The 18,800-nt window shown below is 70.8% G+C and carries 13 protein-coding genes and 1 riboswitch; of the genes, 9 read left to right on the forward strand and 4 right to left on the reverse strand.

Going from position 1 to position 18,800, the window contains the following annotated elements:
* Complete coding sequence (locus tag ACQPZW_RS08130) at positions 1–1,035, reverse strand: AAA family ATPase (protein WP_433794210.1); 1,035 nt, start codon at positions 1,033–1,035, stop codon at positions 1–3.
* A gap of 422 nt (positions 1,036–1,457) precedes the next feature.
* Between ACQPZW_RS08130 and leuS the strand changes: the two genes are divergently transcribed.
* Together leuS and aroA are read left to right on the forward strand one after the other, a co-directional pair.
* Positions 1,458–4,259, forward strand: coding sequence for a leucine--tRNA ligase (gene leuS / locus ACQPZW_RS08135; protein WP_433794211.1), 2,802 nt, complete (start codon positions 1,458–1,460; stop codon positions 4,257–4,259).
* 64 nt (positions 4,260–4,323) lie between these two features.
* Entirely contained in the window at positions 4,324–5,577 is a 1,254-nt protein-coding gene (gene aroA, locus ACQPZW_RS08140) for a 3-phosphoshikimate 1-carboxyvinyltransferase (RefSeq protein WP_433794212.1), read from the forward strand.
* 1,006 nt (positions 5,578–6,583) lie between these two features.
* Here the strand turns inward: aroA and ACQPZW_RS08145 are convergent.
* From ACQPZW_RS08145 to ACQPZW_RS08155, 3 genes are all read right to left on the reverse strand, one after another.
* Complete coding sequence (locus tag ACQPZW_RS08145; RefSeq protein ID WP_433794213.1) at positions 6,584–7,309, reverse strand: TVP38/TMEM64 family protein; 726 nt, start codon at positions 7,307–7,309, stop codon at positions 6,584–6,586.
* Positions 7,310–7,408: 99 nt separating this feature from the next.
* Positions 7,409–8,122, reverse strand: coding sequence for a type 1 glutamine amidotransferase (locus ACQPZW_RS08150; protein WP_433794214.1), 714 nt, complete (start codon positions 8,120–8,122; stop codon positions 7,409–7,411).
* Complete coding sequence (locus tag ACQPZW_RS08155) at positions 8,112–9,332, reverse strand: MurT ligase domain-containing protein (protein ID WP_433797470.1); 1,221 nt, start codon at positions 9,330–9,332, stop codon at positions 8,112–8,114. Before ACQPZW_RS08155 ends, ACQPZW_RS08150 begins: the two co-directional genes overlap by 11 nt.
* Before the next feature lie 395 nt (positions 9,333–9,727).
* A riboswitch (cyclic di-AMP (ydaO/yuaA leader) is annotated at positions 9,728–9,902 on the forward strand.
* Positions 9,903–9,908: 6 nt separating this feature from the next.
* On the opposite strand from ACQPZW_RS08155, the gene ACQPZW_RS08160 reads away from it, so the two are divergent.
* From ACQPZW_RS08160 to ACQPZW_RS08190, 7 genes are all read left to right on the forward strand, one after another.
* The gene (locus ACQPZW_RS08160; protein WP_433794215.1) at positions 9,909–10,724 is read left to right on the forward strand and encodes a C40 family peptidase; all 816 of its coding nucleotides are present in this window, start codon (positions 9,909–9,911) and stop codon (positions 10,722–10,724) included.
* A 505-nt stretch (positions 10,725–11,229) separates the two neighbouring features.
* On the forward strand, positions 11,230–11,661 hold the full coding sequence (gene mraZ / locus ACQPZW_RS08165; protein WP_433794216.1) for a division/cell wall cluster transcriptional repressor MraZ: 432 nt from the start codon (positions 11,230–11,232) through the stop codon (positions 11,659–11,661).
* 227 nt (positions 11,662–11,888) lie between these two features.
* Positions 11,889–12,980 (forward strand): 16S rRNA (cytosine(1402)-N(4))-methyltransferase RsmH, encoded by a 1,092-nt coding sequence (gene rsmH, locus ACQPZW_RS08170; RefSeq protein WP_433794217.1) that lies wholly within the window; start codon positions 11,889–11,891, stop codon positions 12,978–12,980.
* Between the two features lie 206 nt (positions 12,981–13,186).
* Positions 13,187–13,621 (forward strand): hypothetical protein, encoded by a 435-nt coding sequence (locus ACQPZW_RS08175; RefSeq protein ID WP_433794218.1) that lies wholly within the window; start codon positions 13,187–13,189, stop codon positions 13,619–13,621.
* A 6-nt stretch (positions 13,622–13,627) separates the two neighbouring features.
* A complete protein-coding gene (locus ACQPZW_RS08180; protein ID WP_433794220.1) occupies positions 13,628–15,868 on the forward strand; it encodes a penicillin-binding transpeptidase domain-containing protein in 2,241 nt (746 codons plus the stop codon).
* Positions 15,869–15,924: 56 nt separating this feature from the next.
* Positions 15,925–17,430, forward strand: a complete 1,506-nt coding sequence (locus ACQPZW_RS08185; RefSeq protein WP_433794221.1) for a UDP-N-acetylmuramoyl-L-alanyl-D-glutamate--2,6-diaminopimelate ligase — start codon at positions 15,925–15,927, stop codon at positions 17,428–17,430.
* Positions 17,427–18,800, forward strand: a complete 1,374-nt coding sequence (locus ACQPZW_RS08190; protein ID WP_433794222.1) for a UDP-N-acetylmuramoyl-tripeptide--D-alanyl-D-alanine ligase — start codon at positions 17,427–17,429, stop codon at positions 18,798–18,800. The genes ACQPZW_RS08185 and ACQPZW_RS08190 overlap by 4 nt, the downstream gene beginning before the upstream one ends.

Consider the following 18,800-nt stretch of genomic DNA (forward strand, 5'->3'; position numbering starts at 1 on the left):
TCATCGCCCCCGGGACTCGTACGAGGCGCGGCCGTCCCGGGTGTCGTAGGGATTGCGGGCGTGCGGCAGTGGCAGCCGGTGCACGATCTCCGAGACGATGGCATCCGTGGTACGCCGGTTGAGCTGGGCGTCCGCGGTCGGGATGATGCGGTGCGCGAGGACCGGCACGGCCAGCGCCTGCAGGTCGTCGGGGAGCACGTAGTCGCGGCCCTCGAGCGCCGCCACGGCCTTGGCCGTGCGGATCAGCTGCAGCGTGCACCGGGGCGACGCGCCGAGCCGGATCTCCGGGGCCTCCCGGGTCGCGGTGACCAGGGCGATCGCGTACTGCTGCACGGCGTCGGCGGCGTGCACCGCGCGGGCCGTCTCGATCAGCCGCCGGACCGTGGCCGCGTCGGTGACCGCACGCAGATCGTTCAGCGGGTCGTGATCGTTCTGCCCGGCCAGCATGGCCAGCTCGGCCCGCGGGTCCGGGTAGCCCATCGCGATCCGGGCGGTGAACCGGTCGCGCTGCGCCTCGGGAAGGGGGTAGGTGCCCTCCATCTCGATCGGGTTCTGCGTGGCCACCACCATGAACGGCGCCTGCAGCTCGTACGTCGTGCCGTCGACCGTGACCTGCCGCTCCTCCATGCACTCCAGGAGGGCGGACTGGGTCTTCGGCGAGGCCCGGTTGATCTCGTCGCCGACCACCAGGTTGGCGAAGACCGCGCCCGGCTTGAACTCGAAGTCGCGCGTCTCCTGGTTGTAGACGCTGACGCCGGTCACGTCGCTGGGCAGCAGGTCGGGCGTGAACTGGATGCGCCGCACCGAACAGTCGATCGAGCGGGCCAGCGCCTTGGCCAGTTTCGTCTTGCCGACGCCCGGCACGTCCTCGATCAGCAGGTGGCCCTCGGCGATCAGGACCGCGAGCGCCAGCCGGACCGTCGCGCTCTTGCCCTCGATGACCTGCTCGATATTGGCCATGATGGCTTGGGCCGCGGCGCGGAACTCGGCGGTCGTCAGCGGGCCTGACGGCTCACCCCAGGTCGGCGTTGTCACGGGCCTCCTCCAAAACGTGTCTACCCCCGTAAGGCGGCGATCACCCACCGTCAAGGGCACCGTAAGGTCGCGGGCGCCCAGCGGCCGTGGGCCTCCGGCGCTCGTTGCCCGTCCCCACAGGTTAGCCCCGTCCGCGCGCAACGCCGAAAGGCCTGATCGAGGGGTATTCGGACGAACTCGGGCCATCCGCCATCCCAGGCCGGTCGCCTGTGGACAGCCGGGAGTATGTCACGCGCCCGCCATACCGGTCGCCGTCCGTGACGAACGGGGGGTATCATCCACGCATGGCTCGGTTCGTTCTGCTCCTTAGCCAGCCGTGCTGATCCGCTGACCCGACGCGGACCAGGCACGGCAACCCCTCCTGTGCGAGGGGCTTTTTTGTGCCCTTCGGAGCCTCCTGACCGAAATAAAGACGAGACGAGATGGTGAAGATGAGCGAGACCGAGACCCCGCCCTTCCGTTACACCGCCGCGCTGGCCGGCGACATCGAGCGGCGCTGGCAGGACCACTGGGACGCGAACGGGACGTTCCACGCGCCCAACCCGGCCGGCGAGCTGGCCGACCCCGAGCATCCCCGGGCCGGCGCTCCGAAGCTGCACGTGCAGGACATGTTCCCGTACCCCTCCGGCGCCGGCCTGCACGTCGGGCACCCGCTGGGCTACATCGGCACCGACTGTTACACCCGGTACAAGCGGCAGGCCGGCTACAACGTGCTGCACCCGATGGGCTTCGACGCGTTCGGCCTGCCCGCCGAGCAGTACGCGGTGCAGACCGGCACGCACCCGGCGGTCACCACCGCGGCGAACGTCGAGCGGTACCGGCATCAGCTGCGCCGGCTGGGGCTGGCGTACGACGACCGGCGCTCGTTCTCGACGACCGACCCGGAGTACTACCGCTGGACCCAGTGGATCTTCCTGCAGGTCTTCAACTCCTGGTTCGACCCCTCAGTGGGCAAGGCAAGACCCATTCAAGAGCTGATCGACTCGTACGAATCAGGCGCTCGTGGTCCTGAATGGGCCGGTCTGTCCGCTGTCGAGAAGCGCAAGGTGATCGACGACCACCGCCTGGCGTACGTCTCCGAGGCGCCCGTCAACTGGTGCCCCGGGCTGGGCACCGTGCTGGCCAACGAGGAGGTCACCCCGGACGGCCGGTCCGAGCGGGGCAACTTCCCGGTCTTCCAGCGCAGCCTGAAGCAGTGGATGATGCGGATCACCGCGTACGGTGACCGCCTGGTCGAGGACCTGGACGCGCTGGACTGGCCCGAGCCGGTCAAGCTGATGCAGCGCAACTGGATCGGCCGGTCCCGTGGCGCCCACGTCGACTTCCCGATCGACGGCAGTCACATCCGGGTGTTCACCACGCGCCCGGACACCCTGTTCGGCGCCACGTACATGGTGCTGGCCCCGGAGCACCGGCTGGTCGACTCGATCGTGCCGGCGGTCTGGCCGGAGGGCACCCACGACGTCTGGACCGGTGGCCACGCGACCCCGGCCGAGGCGGTGGCGGCCTACCGGGCGACCGCCGCGGCGAAGACCGAGGAGGAGCGGACCGCCGACGGCAAGGTCAAGACCGGCGTCTTCACCGGCGCCTACGCGATCAACCCGGTCAACGACGAGCGTGTGCCGGTGTTCATCGCCGACTACGTGCTGGCCGGCTACGGCACCGGCGCGATCATGGCGGTGCCCGCGCACGACGAGCGTGACTTCGAGTTCGCGACGGTGTTCGAGCTGCCGGTGATCCGGACCATCGAGACGCCCGAGGGCTTCGAGGGCGCCTATGTCGGCGACGGCGCGGTGATCAACTCCGGCTTCCTGAACGGGCTGAACAAGGACGACGCCAAGGCCGCGATGATCACCTGGCTGGAGGAGAACGGCAAGGGCAGCGGCGCGACCACCTACCGCCTGCGGGACTGGCTGTTCAGCCGCCAGCGGTACTGGGGCGAGCCGTTCCCGATCGTCTACGACGAGACCGGCCTGCCGATCGCGCTGCCCGAGTCGATGCTGCCGGTGGTGCTGCCCGACGTCGACGACTTCTCGCCGCGCACCTTCGACCCGGACGACGCGAACTCCGAGCCGGAGACGCCGCTGTCGCGCAAGAAGGACTGGGTGCAGGTCGAGCTGGACCTGGGCGACGGCCCGAAGACCTACACCCGCGAGACCAACACCATGCCCCAGTGGGCCGGCTCCTGCTGGTACGAACTGCGCTACCTGGACCCGAAGAACGAGAAGTCCCTGGTCGACCCGGAGAACGAGGCCTACTGGATGGGCCCGCGCTCCGAGGGCGACCCGGGCGGCGTCGACCTGTACGTCGGTGGCGTCGAGCACGCCGTCCTGCACCTGCTGTACGCCCGCTTCTGGCACAAGGTGCTGTTCGACCTGGGCCACGTCTCGTCGTTCGAGCCGTTCAAGAAGCTGTTCAACCAGGGCTACATCCAGGCGTACGCGTACCAGGACGCCCGTGGTGTCTACGTGGCGGCCGAGGAGGTCGTCGAGCGTGACGGCAAGTACTGGTTCGGCGACCAGCAGGTGACCCGCAGCTACGGCAAGATGGGCAAGTCGCTGAAGAACGTCGTCACCCCCGACGAGATGTGCGAGCAGTACGGCGCCGACACGTTCCGGGTGTACGAGATGGCGATGGGCCCGCTGGACGTCTCCCGTCCGTGGGAGACGCGCGCCGTCGTCGGTTCGCAGCGCTTCCTGCAGCGTGCCTGGCGCCTGGTCGTCGACGAGGAGACCGGCGCCGTCCGCGTCTCCGACGAGCCGCTGGACCCGAAGACCCGCAAGGTCCTGCACCGGATCATCGCCGGGGTCCGCGAGGACCTGGAGGAACTGCGGTTCAACACGGCCATCGCCAAGCTGATCGAGCTGACCAACACGCTGACCCCGCTGGGGACGGTGTCGCGGGAGGCGATCGAGCCGCTGGTGCTGATGATCTCGCCGTTCGCGCCGCACCTGGCCGAGGAGCTGTGGGGCAAGCTGGGCCACGAGGGCTCGCTGGCGTACACGGCCTTCCCGGTCGCCGACCCGGCCCAGCTGGTCGCCGAAGCGATCACCTACCCGGTGCAGGTCAACGGCAAGGTCCGCGGCCGGGTCGAGGTCTCCCCGGAGACGCCCGAGGACGAGGTACGCGCAGCCGCGCTGGCCGCCGTCGCCGAGGCGCTGGCCGGCAAGGAGCCCAAGAAGGTCATCGTGGTGAAGGGCCGCCTGGTCAGCGTCGTCGTCTGACCACTGCTTGGTACGGCCCGTCACCGGTTCCGGGGGCGGGCCGTCGGCCTGTTTGGATGGGCGCATGCCTGACGTGCTGCTCGTCGAACCGCTGACCGCACCCGTCGACGCGACCGTCCGGCCGCCCGGCTCCAAGAGCATCACCAACCGGGCGCTGCTCTGCGCCGCGCTCGCACCCGGCACGTCCACGCTCACCGGGGTCCTCTTCGCCGACGACACCCGCGCCATGATGGGCGCCGTGGCCGCGCTCGGCGCCGGTGTCGAGGCCGACGAGCAGGCCTGCACGGTCACGGTCACGGGCATCGACCCGGCCGTCGCGGGCGGCGCCGGCACGATCGACGCCCGCCAGTCCGGCACCACCTCGCGGTTCATCCTGCCCGCTGCGGCCCTCCTGCACGGACGAACCGTCGTCGACGGCGCCGAGCAGCTCCGGGCCCGGCCATTCGGGCCGGTCCTCGACGCGTTGCGGCAGATCGGCGCCGGCGTCGAGGAGCTGGGCAACCCCGGGTTCCTGCCGGCCGCCGTCACCGGGCCCGCCCACGGCGGAGCCGTCGAGGTGAGCGGCCACATCTCCAGCCAGTTCCTCTCCGGGCTGCTGATGGCCGGGCCGCTGATGGCCGGCGGGCTGGCCGTCTCGCTGACGTCGCCGCTGGTCTCGGTGCCCTACGTGGAGATGACCAAGGCGGTGATGGCGGCGTTCGGCGTCACCGTCGACGGGCTGACCGTTCCGGCCGGCGGCTACCGGCCCGCCCGCTACGCGATCGAGCCCGACGCCAGTGCGGCCTCCTACTTCCTCGGTGCGGCGGCCATCACAGGCGGTCAGGTCACCGTCTCCGGTCTGGGCGCGGAGAGCCTTCAAGGAGATGTACGGTTCGCCGACGTCCTCGAACGGATGGGCGCTTCGGTGAGCCGTACCACGGATTCGCTGACCGTCCGTGCCTCCGGCCGCCTACACGGCGTCGACGTCGACATGGCCGATATCTCGGACACCGCGCAGACTCTCGCGGCCGTGGCCGTCTTCGCCGACTCCCCGACCCGGGTCCGCGGCATCGGCTTCATCCGCGGCAAGGAGACCGACCGCATCGGCGCCGTCGTGACAGAGCTCCGCCGCGCCGGCATCGACGCCGTCGAGGACACCGACGGCTTCACCATCCACCCCGGCACCCCGAAGCCGACGCGTTTCGCCACCTACGAGGACCACCGCATGGCGATGAGCCTCTCCCTGATCGGCCTCCGAACCCCCGGCATCGAGATCACAGACCCCGGTTGCGTCTCCAAGACCTACCCCGCCTACTTCACCGACCTCGCCACCCTCTGACCCGCCCTACACCCAATCCCGCGGGCAGCGCCCGTGTCTCCGGACGGCCCCGGCGCCTTCGGGTGGCGCCCGTGCCCGGTGCCCGTGCCGCGCGCGTCGAGTGCCGTGGTGCGTTCCGCGTCCGCCTTCCCCCTCGCGCCGAGTTCGACCGTGCGGCTCAGGCCCGCCTTGCGTCCCGCGCCCGCGTTGTCCCGCGCCCTTCCCTGTACCCGTGTTCGTCCCCTAACGCGTCCGTTCTGCGCCCGGGCATCCGGGCCGCGTTCGCGTTCCCAGGTGGTGACGGCTCGTTCACCGGTGGATCCGTCACCCTCGACCTTGTTGATGCTCGTGCCACTCACGCCATCGCGGAACATCACGGGCTCGTGGTGACGAGTGCAGGATCGGATCAGTCGGGTTGCCGGCTTGATCGGCGCTCGCTCTTAGTCGGGGCGCTCAGAGCGCCCGTTCACCTCCCCGGCCGCCCTTGCGGCCCTCCTATGGGCGGTAGCTGAGCCCGGTCGCGATACCGGGTGAGCCGATCGTCCCCGCGATGGGCCGTGCGTTCACCTGGAGGACTGATCGGGTGCGGCCGCCACCAGCGAAGGTCCGGTGAGTGGGCAACCAGCCCGGCGGCGGCGCTGCGGTCCTGATCCGGGCCTGCGTCGCGCGGACCCTCGAGAACGGATAGCCGTGGTTGTGGGCCGATGGTCGTACAAGAAGGGCGGGGTTGGTGGTGATCACCGCCTGCGGTGGACCGGCGGGTCGGGCGTGGGGAGGCTGGAGTCGGGTGGGGAACGCCTGCGGTGGGTTGCCGGTCGGGCGTGCGGAGGGGCGAAGTGGGCGTGAAACGCCTTCGAGGTGGCGGCTGGCAGGGGGAAGGCGGCACCGTGGGGAGCGCCTGTGCTGAGTGGCCGGCCGCCAGAGAGGGTGCGCCACCGGGGGAGGCGACCCCGATGGGTCGCTGCCCGGCTCTCGAAGGGCCGGCATCGCGTGGGGGTGCGGAGGCGGCGGTGATCGCCGATAGGGGTCAGGCGGGGATGGCCTCGCGGCGGGCGGTGTGCCGCCAGCGGAGGATGATCGCGGTGGAGAGGATGAAGCTGAACACGGCGGGAGCGAGGGTGAGCAGGTTCATCTCGCCGGGGGCGGCGACCGCGGCGCCGATGATGGCGTAGGTGACCGTGGAGGGGATGGCCGCGATCGTGGTGCCGAGCAGGTAGCGCTTGCGGCACACGCTGGTGGCGCCGTAGGCGTAGCCGACCAGGCCGAACGGGGCCAGGGGCAGGAAGCGGACCAGCAGGACGGCGGCCAGGCCGCGGCGGTTGAGCCAGCCGTCGAGGCGGGCCAGGCGGCTGCCGGCTCGGGCCTGGAGGGCGCCCCGGCCGGCCCATCGGCCCGCGTAGTACGTGGCGACGGCGGCGATCACCGCGGCGGCCAGGGCGGCGGCGCCTCCGGTGACGGCGCCCAGGAGGGCGCCGCAGGTCATCGTGATGAGGGTACGCGGGACCAGCACCGACAGCAGCATGCCGCCGAGGACCGCGACCGCCACGACAGCGCTCGGGCCCATCGCGGACAGTGTCTCGGCGATCTCCCGGAGCGGGAGGAGCGCCGAGACTGCGGCGAGGGCGCCCACACCGACGGCGAGTAGGGCGATCCGGGTGGTACGACGCTTCCACCCGGGGGTGTTGCCGGCTTGCTCAACTGCCTGAGGGTCCGCGGTGTCGGTGCCCCGCGGGGCGATCAGGTTGTCGGTCATGCAGGCCTACCGCCCCAACTGTCGTCGGTTATGGACAAGGTCTCGGGATCGGGTCACGCCGGCTGCCACCGCGAGTGGTGCGGCGTGCAGCCGATCAGGTCAGGCGGGAGCCGCCGCGGCGAGTCGTTCGGACCGGAGCCGGTCGGCCCAAGTGTCGTCGAGAGGGGCAAGCCTATCCGCGCCGGTCGCCCAACGCAGTAGCAGATCGGCTATCGCCGGGTTGCGGGCGAGCGCCGGGCCGTGCGAATACGTGCCGAGGATCTTGCCGGCCCAGGCGCCCTCGGTCTGGCCGTCGTTGCCGATGCCGCCGGTCACCCGGGCGAGTGGCGCGGCGTGGGCGCCCAGATGCGTACGCCCACCGTGGTTCTCGAAGCCGGTGAGCGGCGGCAGGCCGAGCCGTGGGTCGATGTCACCGCGGAGCTCGCCGACCGCCCGGGTCTCGCCCCGGTCGGAGGTGATGTCCAGCAGTCCCAGCCCGGCGCACTTGGCCCCCTTGGCGTAGAACGAGTGACCGAGCAGCTGGTAACCGGCGCAGATGGAGAGGATCGCGGCGCCCTGGGCGACGGCCTGGTGCAGGCCCTGGTCGGCGATGAGGCGCTGGGCGGCCAGAGCCTGCGGGCCGTCCTCGCCGCCGCCGATCAGGTAGATGTCGGCGGTGTGCGGCATCCGCTGGTCGGAGCGGACCTCGTAGGTCTCGGCCGGGATGCCGCGCTCGGCGGCGCGCCGGGCGAGGATCAGCATGTTGCCGCGGTCGCCATAGGTCGAGAGCAGATCGGGGTAGATCCACACGATCCGAAGGGCTTCAGTTGACACGGTCCAACTCCGCTCGGATGTCCTGGAACGCCGTGTAGTTGGCGATCACTTCGAGGCGGCCGGGCGGCACCGACCGCAGCGCCTCGTCGAATGTCTGTACGTGCCGGAACTGCACCTGGTTCACCTGGAGGCGCACGGCCAGGTCGTACGCCCGGTCGCCGGTGATCAGCACGGGCCGGTCGCGCAGCGGGGAGAAGTCGACGTCGTAGAGCCACGACGTGTCGAGCCCGTCGGGGTCGCGCGCGTTGATCGAGAGCAGCGTCGGTGCCTGGTCGGCCATGTCGAAGGCCTCCAGCCAGCTCGCCGGGTTCTTCGCGAGGAGCAGCCGGATGTTGCGGCCGTCCCGGTCGACCTGGGCGTAGCGGCCGGCGATCGACGCGACCCGGGAGAGCCGGGGGAGCGCCTCGATCGGCCGGACCCCGAACTCGGCGGCCACGGCCAGGGCGGTCGCCGCGTTGCCGATGTTGACCTTGCCGGGCAGTTGCAGCTTGACCAGGTGCCAGTCACCTCGCGGGTCGATCACGCCCTCGTCCTCGACGACCCACTGCGGGCGTGGGCGGCGCAGCGGGCAGCCGGTGCACCACCAGTCACCCTGCTGGCGCTCGATCGGGTGGCCGCTCTCCGGGCAGACGAACGAGTCGTCGAGCCATCGCTGGCCGGCGCTGAACCAGGTGATCTGCTGGCTGCCGGACGCGGCCCACACCACCATCGGGTCGTCGGAGTTGGCGACCACCCGGATCTCGGGGTGGCCGGCGAGGGCCGTCTTCCACAACTGCGCCATCATCGCCACCTCCTTCGCCCGGTCGAGCTGGTCGCGGGAGAGGTTGAGCAGCGCCACGACCTTGGGCTTGGTCTGGTCGATGACCTGCGCCAGGTAGTGCTCGTCGACCTCGAGGACCGCGAACGGGGTGTGCCCCTCCTTGGCCAGCGCCGAGGTGTGGCCGGTCGGCATGTTGGCGCCGAACGAGTTGGTGGCGACCCGGCCGAGGACACCGACCGCGGCCGCGGTCAGGCGGGTCGTCGTGGTCTTGCCGTTGGTCCCGGAGACCAGCGCGACGGCACGGCCGACCGCGAGGTGGGTCAGCAGGTCAGGATCGATCTTGAGGCCGATCCAGCCGCCGATCACCGAACCGTCGCCGCGGCCCGCGGCCCTGGAGAGCGCCGCCGCGGTCTTCGACACGGAGGTCGCGACCTTGGCGATGAGAGGCATTCCGTCCGTCACGCCAGCGAGGGTACCGGACTCGAACGTTACGACGCGTTGCCAGACCGTCAAGATCACGATGTGGCCGGTGTTTTCCCCGGTCCGGGCTTTTCGGACGTGTGGCCCGTTAGTGACGGGACTATTTGTGTGTTCTGTTTCACCCGTAACCTTCAACGCAGCGTATCTGCCCCATTACCTTCGGTGGGAGCAATTGTCTCGTGGAGGTAACAAACTGGACACCGACAGATGTGCCAATCACGGAGCGTGACATTCCTCCCGCTGACGATCATGGCCGGACTCGGGTACCAAAGATTCGCCGGACGCATTCCGCTCGCCGGCCGCACCGGATCGGTTCACGCCGAGCCCTGCCCCGGGCCGGACCGGTGCGACACCGCAGTTGAGCCACACAGACAAGGCATTCGGGGCAGGGACGGGGGACCCAATACCGGTCCGTCCGGCGCCGCGGAGGCTCTCCGTGGCTCGCCGGGAGGACCTTGGGGTGAAGCCGCCCACCCGCGGCCGGGCAACCTTCCCGCCCGAACCCGACAGCTAACCTCGCAGGCGTGCCGGAGGGATCTCTTCACCGTGCACGAACACAGTTCGAGCCGGCGCCGCCGCGCGTCCATCGGCACCGGAACCGTCGCACTGTCCCTGGGTCTCTGCCTCTGTGCCGGGCAGTTGATCGCCGCGTCACCCGCGGCGGCCGCCACGACCCCCGCCGTCACCCCGGTCGCCGCCGCTGCGGTGGCACCGAAGGTCACACCCTCGATGTGGTCGGCGGCGAGCACCCGCAGCCTCAAGTGGGGCTCCACCCTCAAGGTCACCGCCAAGGTGATCGACCCCAACACCAAGCAGGTCGCCAAGGGCACCGTGCGGCTCCAGGGCTACAGCAACGGCGCGTGGCGCACCTGGGACACGGAGACCGTCAAGAACGGCGTGGTCTCGCTCACCGCCAAGCCGACCAGCACCGTCTGGGTCCGGACCGTCTTCACCGGGACCGGCTACAACCAGAAGGTCACCAGCAAGGTCAAGGTGACGGTCAAGGCCAGCGGTGCCAAGGTGCTGGCGGAGGCCAAGAAGCACAAGGGCGCGCTGTACAAGTACGGGGCGTCCGGCCCCAAGCGCTTCGACTGCTCGGGCTTCACCAAGTACGTCTACAAGAAGGCGGCCGGTAAGAGCCTGCCTCACAAGGCGAACACGCAGCAGAAGTACGGCAAGTCCGTCGCGAAGGGCAAGAAGCAGGTCGGTGACCTGATCATCTTCCGCAACGGGTCGTACGGCTACCACGCGGGCATCTACGCCGGCAACGGCTACGTCTACGACTCACCCCACACCGGTGCCCGGGTCGGCAAGCACAAGATCTGGAACAAGAACTACGTGGTGCGCCGCCTGGTCGCCTGACCGGTTGCACGGCGGCAGTAAGAAGTGTCGTCTGACCGGTTTGCACAGCGGCAGTAGTAAGTAAGGAATAGCAGCGACGCCCGTGGGGCGTGACCTGAGTCGGGTCACGTCCCACGGGCGTCTCTTGTGTTCGGGCGATGTGGATTCCACTGTGAGCGCCCACTTTCCTCCCCCGGGGTGCCCCACTTCCCTCCACGGGGGACCGGAATCGGGCTTCTGCCGGCATATCGGCGGGCGGTTTCGGCCCTCGCAGGCTCCATGTCGGAAACCAGACCTTGTTGATCATGGTCACGCCCTCCACTCCACCCCACCGCCTGTGAACTGGGATTACGTCCGTGAGAACGGCTCGTGAGGGTTTGCTTTTGGGTTGCAGGTGGAGGGAAGTGGAGTAGAGTGGGGCGCAGTGGCAGGGCGGAGGAGCGACGCCGGACCTGCCGGCCCGAGTTGACAGGCGATCCGCTCCCTCCGCGATGGAGCGGCCGCCACGGCAAAGGGGTGGGGGCCGATGTTCCTCGGCACGCACACCCCCCGCCTGGACGAGAAGGGCCGGCTGATCCTCCCGGCGAAGTTCCGTGACGGGTTGGCGGGAGGTGTCGTGATCACGAAAGGGCAGGAGCGCTGTCTGTACGTGTTCCCGATGCCGGAGTTCCAGCGCATCGCCGGTCAGCTGCGCGAGGCACCGGTCACCAACAAGGCGGCCCGGGCGTACAGCCGGGTCTTCTTCGCGAGTGCCCATGACGAGGTTCCCGACAAGCAGGGCAGGGTGACGATTCCTGCCCATTTGCGGGAGTATGCCAGTCTTGGTCGCGATCTCGTGGTGATCGGTGCGAGCACCCGGGTCGAGATCTGGGACAAGCAGTCCTGGGATGAGTACCTCTCGGCGAGCGAGGAAGAGTTCGCCGACATCGAGGAGGGGGTGCTGCCCGGCGGACTGTAGGCGTGGCACTCGGACGGCCGGCTGGTTCGGCCCGGACGCCACTGCCGCCGTACTGCGAGATCTCCAGCCGCTCCCGCTCCTGGCGCCTCTTCCCCGGCGCCAGGCGCGTGTCCGGAGCCGGTTCGCCGGCGCGGGACATGAGCGGATGGGGATCTGGCGGTATGGACGGGCGACCGGGCCGAGCGGCAACGGGACAACGAACGAGTGGGACGCGAGCGGGCACGGCAATGGGGGTCGACATGGGGGAGCCGCGAGGCACGCACGTGCCGGTGTTGCTCGAGCGCTGTCTCGAGCTGCTCGATCCCGCCCTCACGTTGCCGGGCGCTGTTCACGTCGACTTCACGCTCGGTCTGGGCGGGCACGCCGAGGCGGTCCTCGAGCGGTATCCGGAGGTGGTCCTGGTCGGACTCGACCGGGACACCGAGGCCCTGGCGCATGCCCGGCACCGGCTGATCCGTTTCGGTGACCGCGTGCACCTGGTCCACGCCGTCTACGACGAGCTGCCACGGGTTCTCGACGAGCTGGGGATCCCGGCGATCCACAGTGGGCTCTTCGACCTCGGGGTCTCCTCGTTGCAGCTGGACGAGGCGGATCGCGGTTTCGCGTATGCGCAGGACGCGCCCTTGGACATGCGGATGGACCAGTCCCGCGGGATGACCGCGGAGGAGGTCGTCAACACGTACGAGCCGGGTGATCTTGTTCGCGTTTTGCGGCAGTACGGCGAGGAGAAGTTCGCGCCGCGGATCGTCTCGTCGCTCGTGCGGGAGCGGGCGAAGTCACGGATCACCTCCACGGCGCGGTTGGCCGAGCTGGTGAAGGACGCCATTCCGGCCGCCGCGCGGCGAACGGGTGGAAATCCCGCAAAAAGGACATTTCAGGCACTACGCATTGAGGTGAACAGGGAGTTGGAGGCGCTCGAGGGAGCGGTTCCGGCGGCTTTGGACGCGTTGGCGCCACGTGGGCGCCTTGTGGTGATGAGTTATCAATCGTTGGAGGACAGGATCGTCAAGCGCGAGCTCGCCGCGAGGTCGCGCAGCACCGGGCCGGTCGACCTTCCGGTCGAGCTCCCGGGCACCGGTCCGAGCCTGAGGCTGCTGACCCGCGGGTCGGAGCTGCCCAGCGAGGCTGAGGTGGCGGCGAACCCGAGGGCGGCCTCGGTGAAACTGCGCGCGGTGGAGCGGATCGACGAGCAGGAGCAGGCGAGCAGGTTCGAGAAGGCGTTCGGCGCCGGCCGCGAGCGGCCCCGAATGTCTACAACGCGTGGGGGACGAGGGCGGATACGCCCGGGGGCGAATGTAGAGGGGGAGGGACGAGCATGAGCGAGCGATCCGAAGCGCCGCGGTCGGGGGGCCGATCGGCGCAGCCGCGCACCACGCGCCGGAGCAGCCGCGATGCCGAGACCACGAGGGGCGGCGCTCGGGGGACGCGCCGTTCCGAACCGGCCGACACGCGCCGGTCAGGGATCCGGAGCCGGGGGGCTCAGGATGCGGCACCGGTCGATGGCGCGACCGCGCTGTCGATCGAGGTGACGGGGGATCCGGCGCCGATCCCGGGTCGTCTGCGCCTCTGGGTGGCGCCGCCGATCCCGGTCCGGGCGCCGCGCGCCGCCTTCGCCACGGCGATCATCGCCGTGGTGCTGGTCGGTGTGGTCGGCATCCTGCTGATCAACACGGCGACCGTGGAGCAGTCGTTCCGGCTGGACGCGCTCCGCAACGAGAAGACCACGCTGGACCAGCGGCAGCACGACCTGCAGCGGCAGATCGTCGATGCGTCCGGTCCGGGCAAGCTGCACGCCGCCGCGAAGCGACTGGGCCTGGTCCAGGCCGAGAAGCCGGCGGTCGTCTGGCTGCCGAACGGCGAGATCGTCGGGATGCCGGTGCCCGGCAAGGGCCCGACGGCGCCGACCACCGACGACGGGCTGCGCGAGGACCTCACGCCGTCCGCCGCGGCCGGGCGGTAGGCCCGCATGTCGCCGCGAGCCGACGACGAGACACCGCGCCGGGGCACTTCGCCCCGGCGCGGTTCGTCGCGTGACCTGCCGGGCGAGGAGCCCGAGGAGACCCCACGCGACAACCGGCGCGGCCGCTCCAGCATCGGGGAGGCACGTGCCTACACCCCGCGCGGGCGGACCGTGGCCGAGCGCGGCCGGACGCCCCGTGAGAGCGGCCGCAACGCCGACCCCTTCCGGCCGGCGCTGCAGGTCCTCGACGGCGGCGAGGGTGGCCAGCGGAGCCGGGCGCGCGGCCGCACCACCGAGCCGCCGCCCCAGCGCGAGCAGCCCAAGCCCCGGGAGCAGGCCAAGCCCCGGGAGCAGGCCAAGCCCCGGGAGCAGCTCAAGCCCCGGGCGAAGGCGCGGGAGCAGGAGAAGCCGCGGGAAAGGGTCCGGACGCGCGAGCCGGAGCGGCCCCGGAAGAAGGCGCCGGAGCGCCGGAGGCCGGTCCCGGCGGAGCCGCCGAAGCTCGCCAGCAGCACCCGGCGGCTGCGGCTCGGCACCGTCCTGGCGCTCTCGCTCTTCGTCACCATCGGCGTGCGCCTGGTGGTGCTGCAGGTCGCCACCTCCCCGGCGGAGGCGGCCAGCCTGCTGGAGCTGCGCGAGAACAGGCTGAGCAGCGTCAAGCTGCCGGCGCCGCGCGGCAGCATCCTGGACCGCAACGGCAACGTCCTGGCGCACAGCGTGGAGGCGCGGTACGTCTACGCCGACCCGGAGAACGCGGGCCTGCGAAGGAGCATCCCCGCCACGGCCGCGAAGCTGGCGCCCCTGCTGGGTGTCCCGCAGTCCGAGCTGGCCGCGAACATGCAGCGCAAGCAGGTGCTCGGGCAGTGGACGAAGTTCCGCTACCTGGACCGCGGCGTGGACCTGGGGGTCGCCGAGCAGATCGACGCCCTGAACCTGGACGGTATCTACACGCACCCCGACGAGCGGCGTGACGTGCCCGGTGGTGACCTCGCGTCCAACCTGATCGGGTTCACCGGCGAGGAGGGGCGCGGCCTGGAGGGCCTCGAGGCGCGCTACGACAACCTGCTGCACGGCACCGACGGCAAGCGGGTCTTCGAGGTCGGCACGGGCAAGCTCAACAAGCCGATCCCGGGCGGGTTCCAGCAGGACGTCGAGGCCCGGCCGGGCAACTCGCTGCAGCTCACCATCGACCAGGACCTGCAGTTCCAGGTGCAGCGGGTCCTGGACTCGGCGGGCAAGAAGAAGAACGCGCGGGTCGGCGGCGCGGTGGTGCTCGACGCCCGTACCGGCGAGGTGCTGGCGCAGGCCAGCTATCCGTTCTACAACGCGGCGAAGCCGAATTCGGTGGATCCGATCGAACGCGTCGACATGCCGAGCGCCGTCGTCACCGATCCGGGGTCGAGCCACAAGGCGTTCATCTTCGGCGCGGCGCTGCAGGAGGGCGTCGTCAAGCCGGACGAGCTGATCCCGATCAGCCCGGCGATCAAGAAGGGCGACACCACCTTCGAGGACACCCACCCGCAGGAGAAGGGCAGCCGGATGACGCTGCCGGGGCTGCTCGCCTTCTCCTCGAACGTGGGCACCATCCTGCTCGCCGACCGGCTCGGCAAGGAGAAGGTCTACGAGTACCAGCAGAAGTTCGGGCTGGGCAAGGCCACCGGCGAGGGGATGCCGGCCGAGGCCGAGGGCGACCTGCTGGAGACGGCCGATTGGAGCGGCTCGTCGTACGGCTCGGTGCCGATCGGGCACAGCGTGTCGGCCACGCTGATCCAGATGGCGGCCGGGTACGGCGCGATCGCCAACGACGGCGTCTACATCCAGCCGCACCTGATCAAGGCGACCATCTCCGGCGAGGACGGTGCGGAGACGCCGGCCCCCACGCCGTCGACGCACCGGGTCCTGGACGCGGACGTCGCCAAGGAGCTGCGCCTGATCATGGAGTCGGTGACCACGGTCGAGCACGCCACCGGTCTCGCGGCTCAGGTGCCCGGCTACCGGGTGGCGGGCAAGACCGGCACCGGCAAGCTGCTCGTCAACGGGCAGTACACCAGCAACAACGCCAGCTCGTTCGTCGGCATGGCCCCGGCCGAGAACCCGCGTTACGTGATCGCGGTGTCGATGGACGTCAGTAGCGGTGGCGGCGGTGACGTCGCGGCTCCGGCCTTCAGCGAGATGATGTCCTACGTCCTTCGCCAGAACCATGTGCCGCCGTCCGGCACCAAGGCGCCAGATTTCAAGATCAAGGAATGACGCGGGTCGCATGGCGTTGACGACGAGCCGTCGGAGACGGGGTAGGGTCTGACGCCGTGTCCGGCATTCCACGTCCCGAGACCGTGGAGCCGTGCCTGCTGGCGCGGCTCGCGGAGCTGTTAACGGCCGATCTGACCGGCGGTGACGTCCCGGTTACCGGCATTACACACAGTAGTCGGGAGGTGCGCCCGGGTGATCTCTACGCGGCGCTCCCCGGCGCCAACCGGCACGGCGCCGAGTTCGTGGCCGACGCCGCGCGCTCCGGCGCGGTAGCCGTCCTGACCGACCCGGCCGGCCGTGCGGCGGCCGTCGCCGCCGGTCTGCCGGTTCTGGTGGCCGACGACCCGCGGGCGGTGCTCGGCGCGGCCTCGGCGGCGATCTACGGGGAGCCGTCGCGGCGCCTGCAGATGATCGGCATCACCGGGACGGCCGGGAAGACCTCCACGTCGTACCTGGTCGAGGCCGGTCTGCGGGCCGCGGGCAGGGTGACCGGGCTGGTCGGCACGGTGGAGACCCGGCTCGGCGACCTGGTGGTCAAGAGCGTGCGGACCACGCCGGAGGCCACCGACCTGCAGGCGATCCTGGCCACCGGTGTCGAGCGCGGCGTCGAGGCGGTGGTCATGGAGGTCTCCAGCCACGCGCTGGTGATGGGCCGGGCCGGTGGCATCCGCTTCGCGGCCGGTGGCTACACCAACTTCGGCCAGGACCACCTCGACTTCCACCCCACCTCGGAGGACTACTTCGAGGCCAAGGCCCGGCTCTTCGACGGCAGGTCCGCCGCCGAGGTGCTCAACTTCGACGACCCGGCGCTGCGCCCCCTGTTCAAGCCGTCGACGATCACCTATTCGGCGGCCGGCGACCCGGCCGCGACCTGGTGGGCCACCGATGTGCGCCCGTCCGATTTCGGTCAGCTCTTCACCGCGCACGGACCGGACGGCGTGACCGTCGAGACCGGCGTCACGCTGCCCGGCCTGCACAACGTCGCGAACGCGCTGCTGGCTCTCGCCCTGCTGGTCGCGGTGGGCGTGGACGCCCACGTCGCCGGCGCCGGCATCGCCGCCTGCCGTGGGGTGCCGGGCCGCTTGGAGCTGGTGCAGGCGCCCGGCGAGATCCTGGGTGTGGTCGATTACGCCCACAAGCCCAACGCGATCGTCGCGGCGCTCACCGCGCTGCGCGGGCTCGCTGCCGCGCGCGGTGGGCGGCTGATCTGCGTCATCGGCGCCGGCGGCGACCGCGACCAGGGAAAACGGCCTCTGATGGGCGAGGCCGCGGCGCAGGGGTCCGACCTGGTGATCGTCACCGACGACAACCCCAGGACCGAGGACCCCGCTTTCGTACGATCGGCGGTCCGCGTGGGCGCGGAAGAGGCGTCCACGCCCGCGAAGATCATCGAAGTGGCCGGCCGACGCTCCGCCATCGCCGAGGCCGTCCGCCTGGCCTCGGCCGGTGACGTGATCGCGGTGCTGGGTAAGGGCAACGAACTCGGCCAGGAGGTGAACGGCGAGGTGCTGCCGTTCGACGACCGTGTCGAGCTGGCAGCCGCTCTGGAGGCGCGCGCATGATCGACCTGACCCTGGCGGAGATCGCCGCGATCACCGGTGGCCGGGTCGTCGGCGACCCGTCGGTGCTCGTCACCGGCGACGTCGAGTACGACTCCCGCAAGATCGGCCCGGGCGGCCTGTTCCTCGCCTTCGCCGGTGAGAAGGCCGACGGCCACGACTTCGCGGGCGCCGCCGTCGAGCGGGGCGCCGCCGCCGTGCTCGGCTCCCGCGACACCGGCGTGCCCGGCGTCGTCGTGGAGGACCCGCTGGCGGCGGTGGCCGCCCTGGCCCGTGCCGTGGTGGCCCGGCTGGACGACCTCACCGTGATCGGGTTGACCGGCTCGTCCGGCAAGACCACCACCAAGGACTACATCGGGCAGCTGTTGTCCCGGCTCGGTCCCACGGTGGCGCTGCCCGGCTCGCTCAACAACGAGCTGGGTTTCCCGTACACCGTCCTGCGTGCCTCCGAGCGGACCCGGTTCCTGGTGCTGGAGATGGGCGCCCGCGGTGTCGGGCACATCCGGTACCTGACCGGAATCGCCCGCCCGTCGATCGGCGTCGTGCTGAACATCGGCGCCGCCCACATCGGCGAGTTCGGCTCCAAGGAGGGCACCGCGCTGGCCAAGGGCGAGCTGGTCGAGGCTCTCCCGGACACCGGCGTGGCGGTCCTCAACGCCGACGACCCGCTGGTGGCCCCGATGGCGTCGCGCACCTCGGCCCGGGTGGTCCTGGTCGGGTCGACCGGATCGCTGACCGCCTCGGACGTCACGCTCGACGCGGCCGGGCGGGCGTCGTACACGATCTCCGACGGCACCCGGTCGGGGGTCGTCCGGCTCACCACCGCCGGCGAGCACCAGGTCGCGAACACCCTGGCCGCGGGCGCTGTGGCGCTGGCCGCCGGGATGGACTTCGACGACCTGGTGACGGCGCTCGGCGAGGTCGGCATCGCCTCCGAGCGCCGGATGGACGTCTACACCCGCCCCGACGGGGTCACGGTCGTCGACGACTCGTACAACGCCAATCCGTCGTCGACCTCGGCCGCTCTGCGGGCGCTGGCGGCGATGGGCGGCGGCAAGCGCACCACCGCCGTGCTCGGCTTCATGGCCGAGCTCGGCGAGCACGAGGTGTCCGGTCACGCCGAGGTCGGGCGGCTCGCCGCCGAACTGGGCGTGGACCGGCTGATCGCGGTGACCGGCGGGGCGGGTCCGATTCTGGACGGCGCCGCCGCGGTGGATGGCTGGCGGGGTACGGGGCTCCTCGCCGACGACCAGGCCGCCGCGATCGAGATCCTGCGCCACGATCTGCGCGCCGACGATGTCGTGCTGGTCAAGGGTTCCCGGTACCGGACATGGGACGTCGCCGACTGGCTGCGGCGTACCGAGGAGGTTTAG

The sequence above is a fragment of the Actinoplanes sp. CA-252034 genome, from assembly GCF_050956125.1.
In the GTDB taxonomy this organism is placed as follows: Bacteria; Actinomycetota; Actinomycetes; order Mycobacteriales; family Micromonosporaceae; genus Actinoplanes.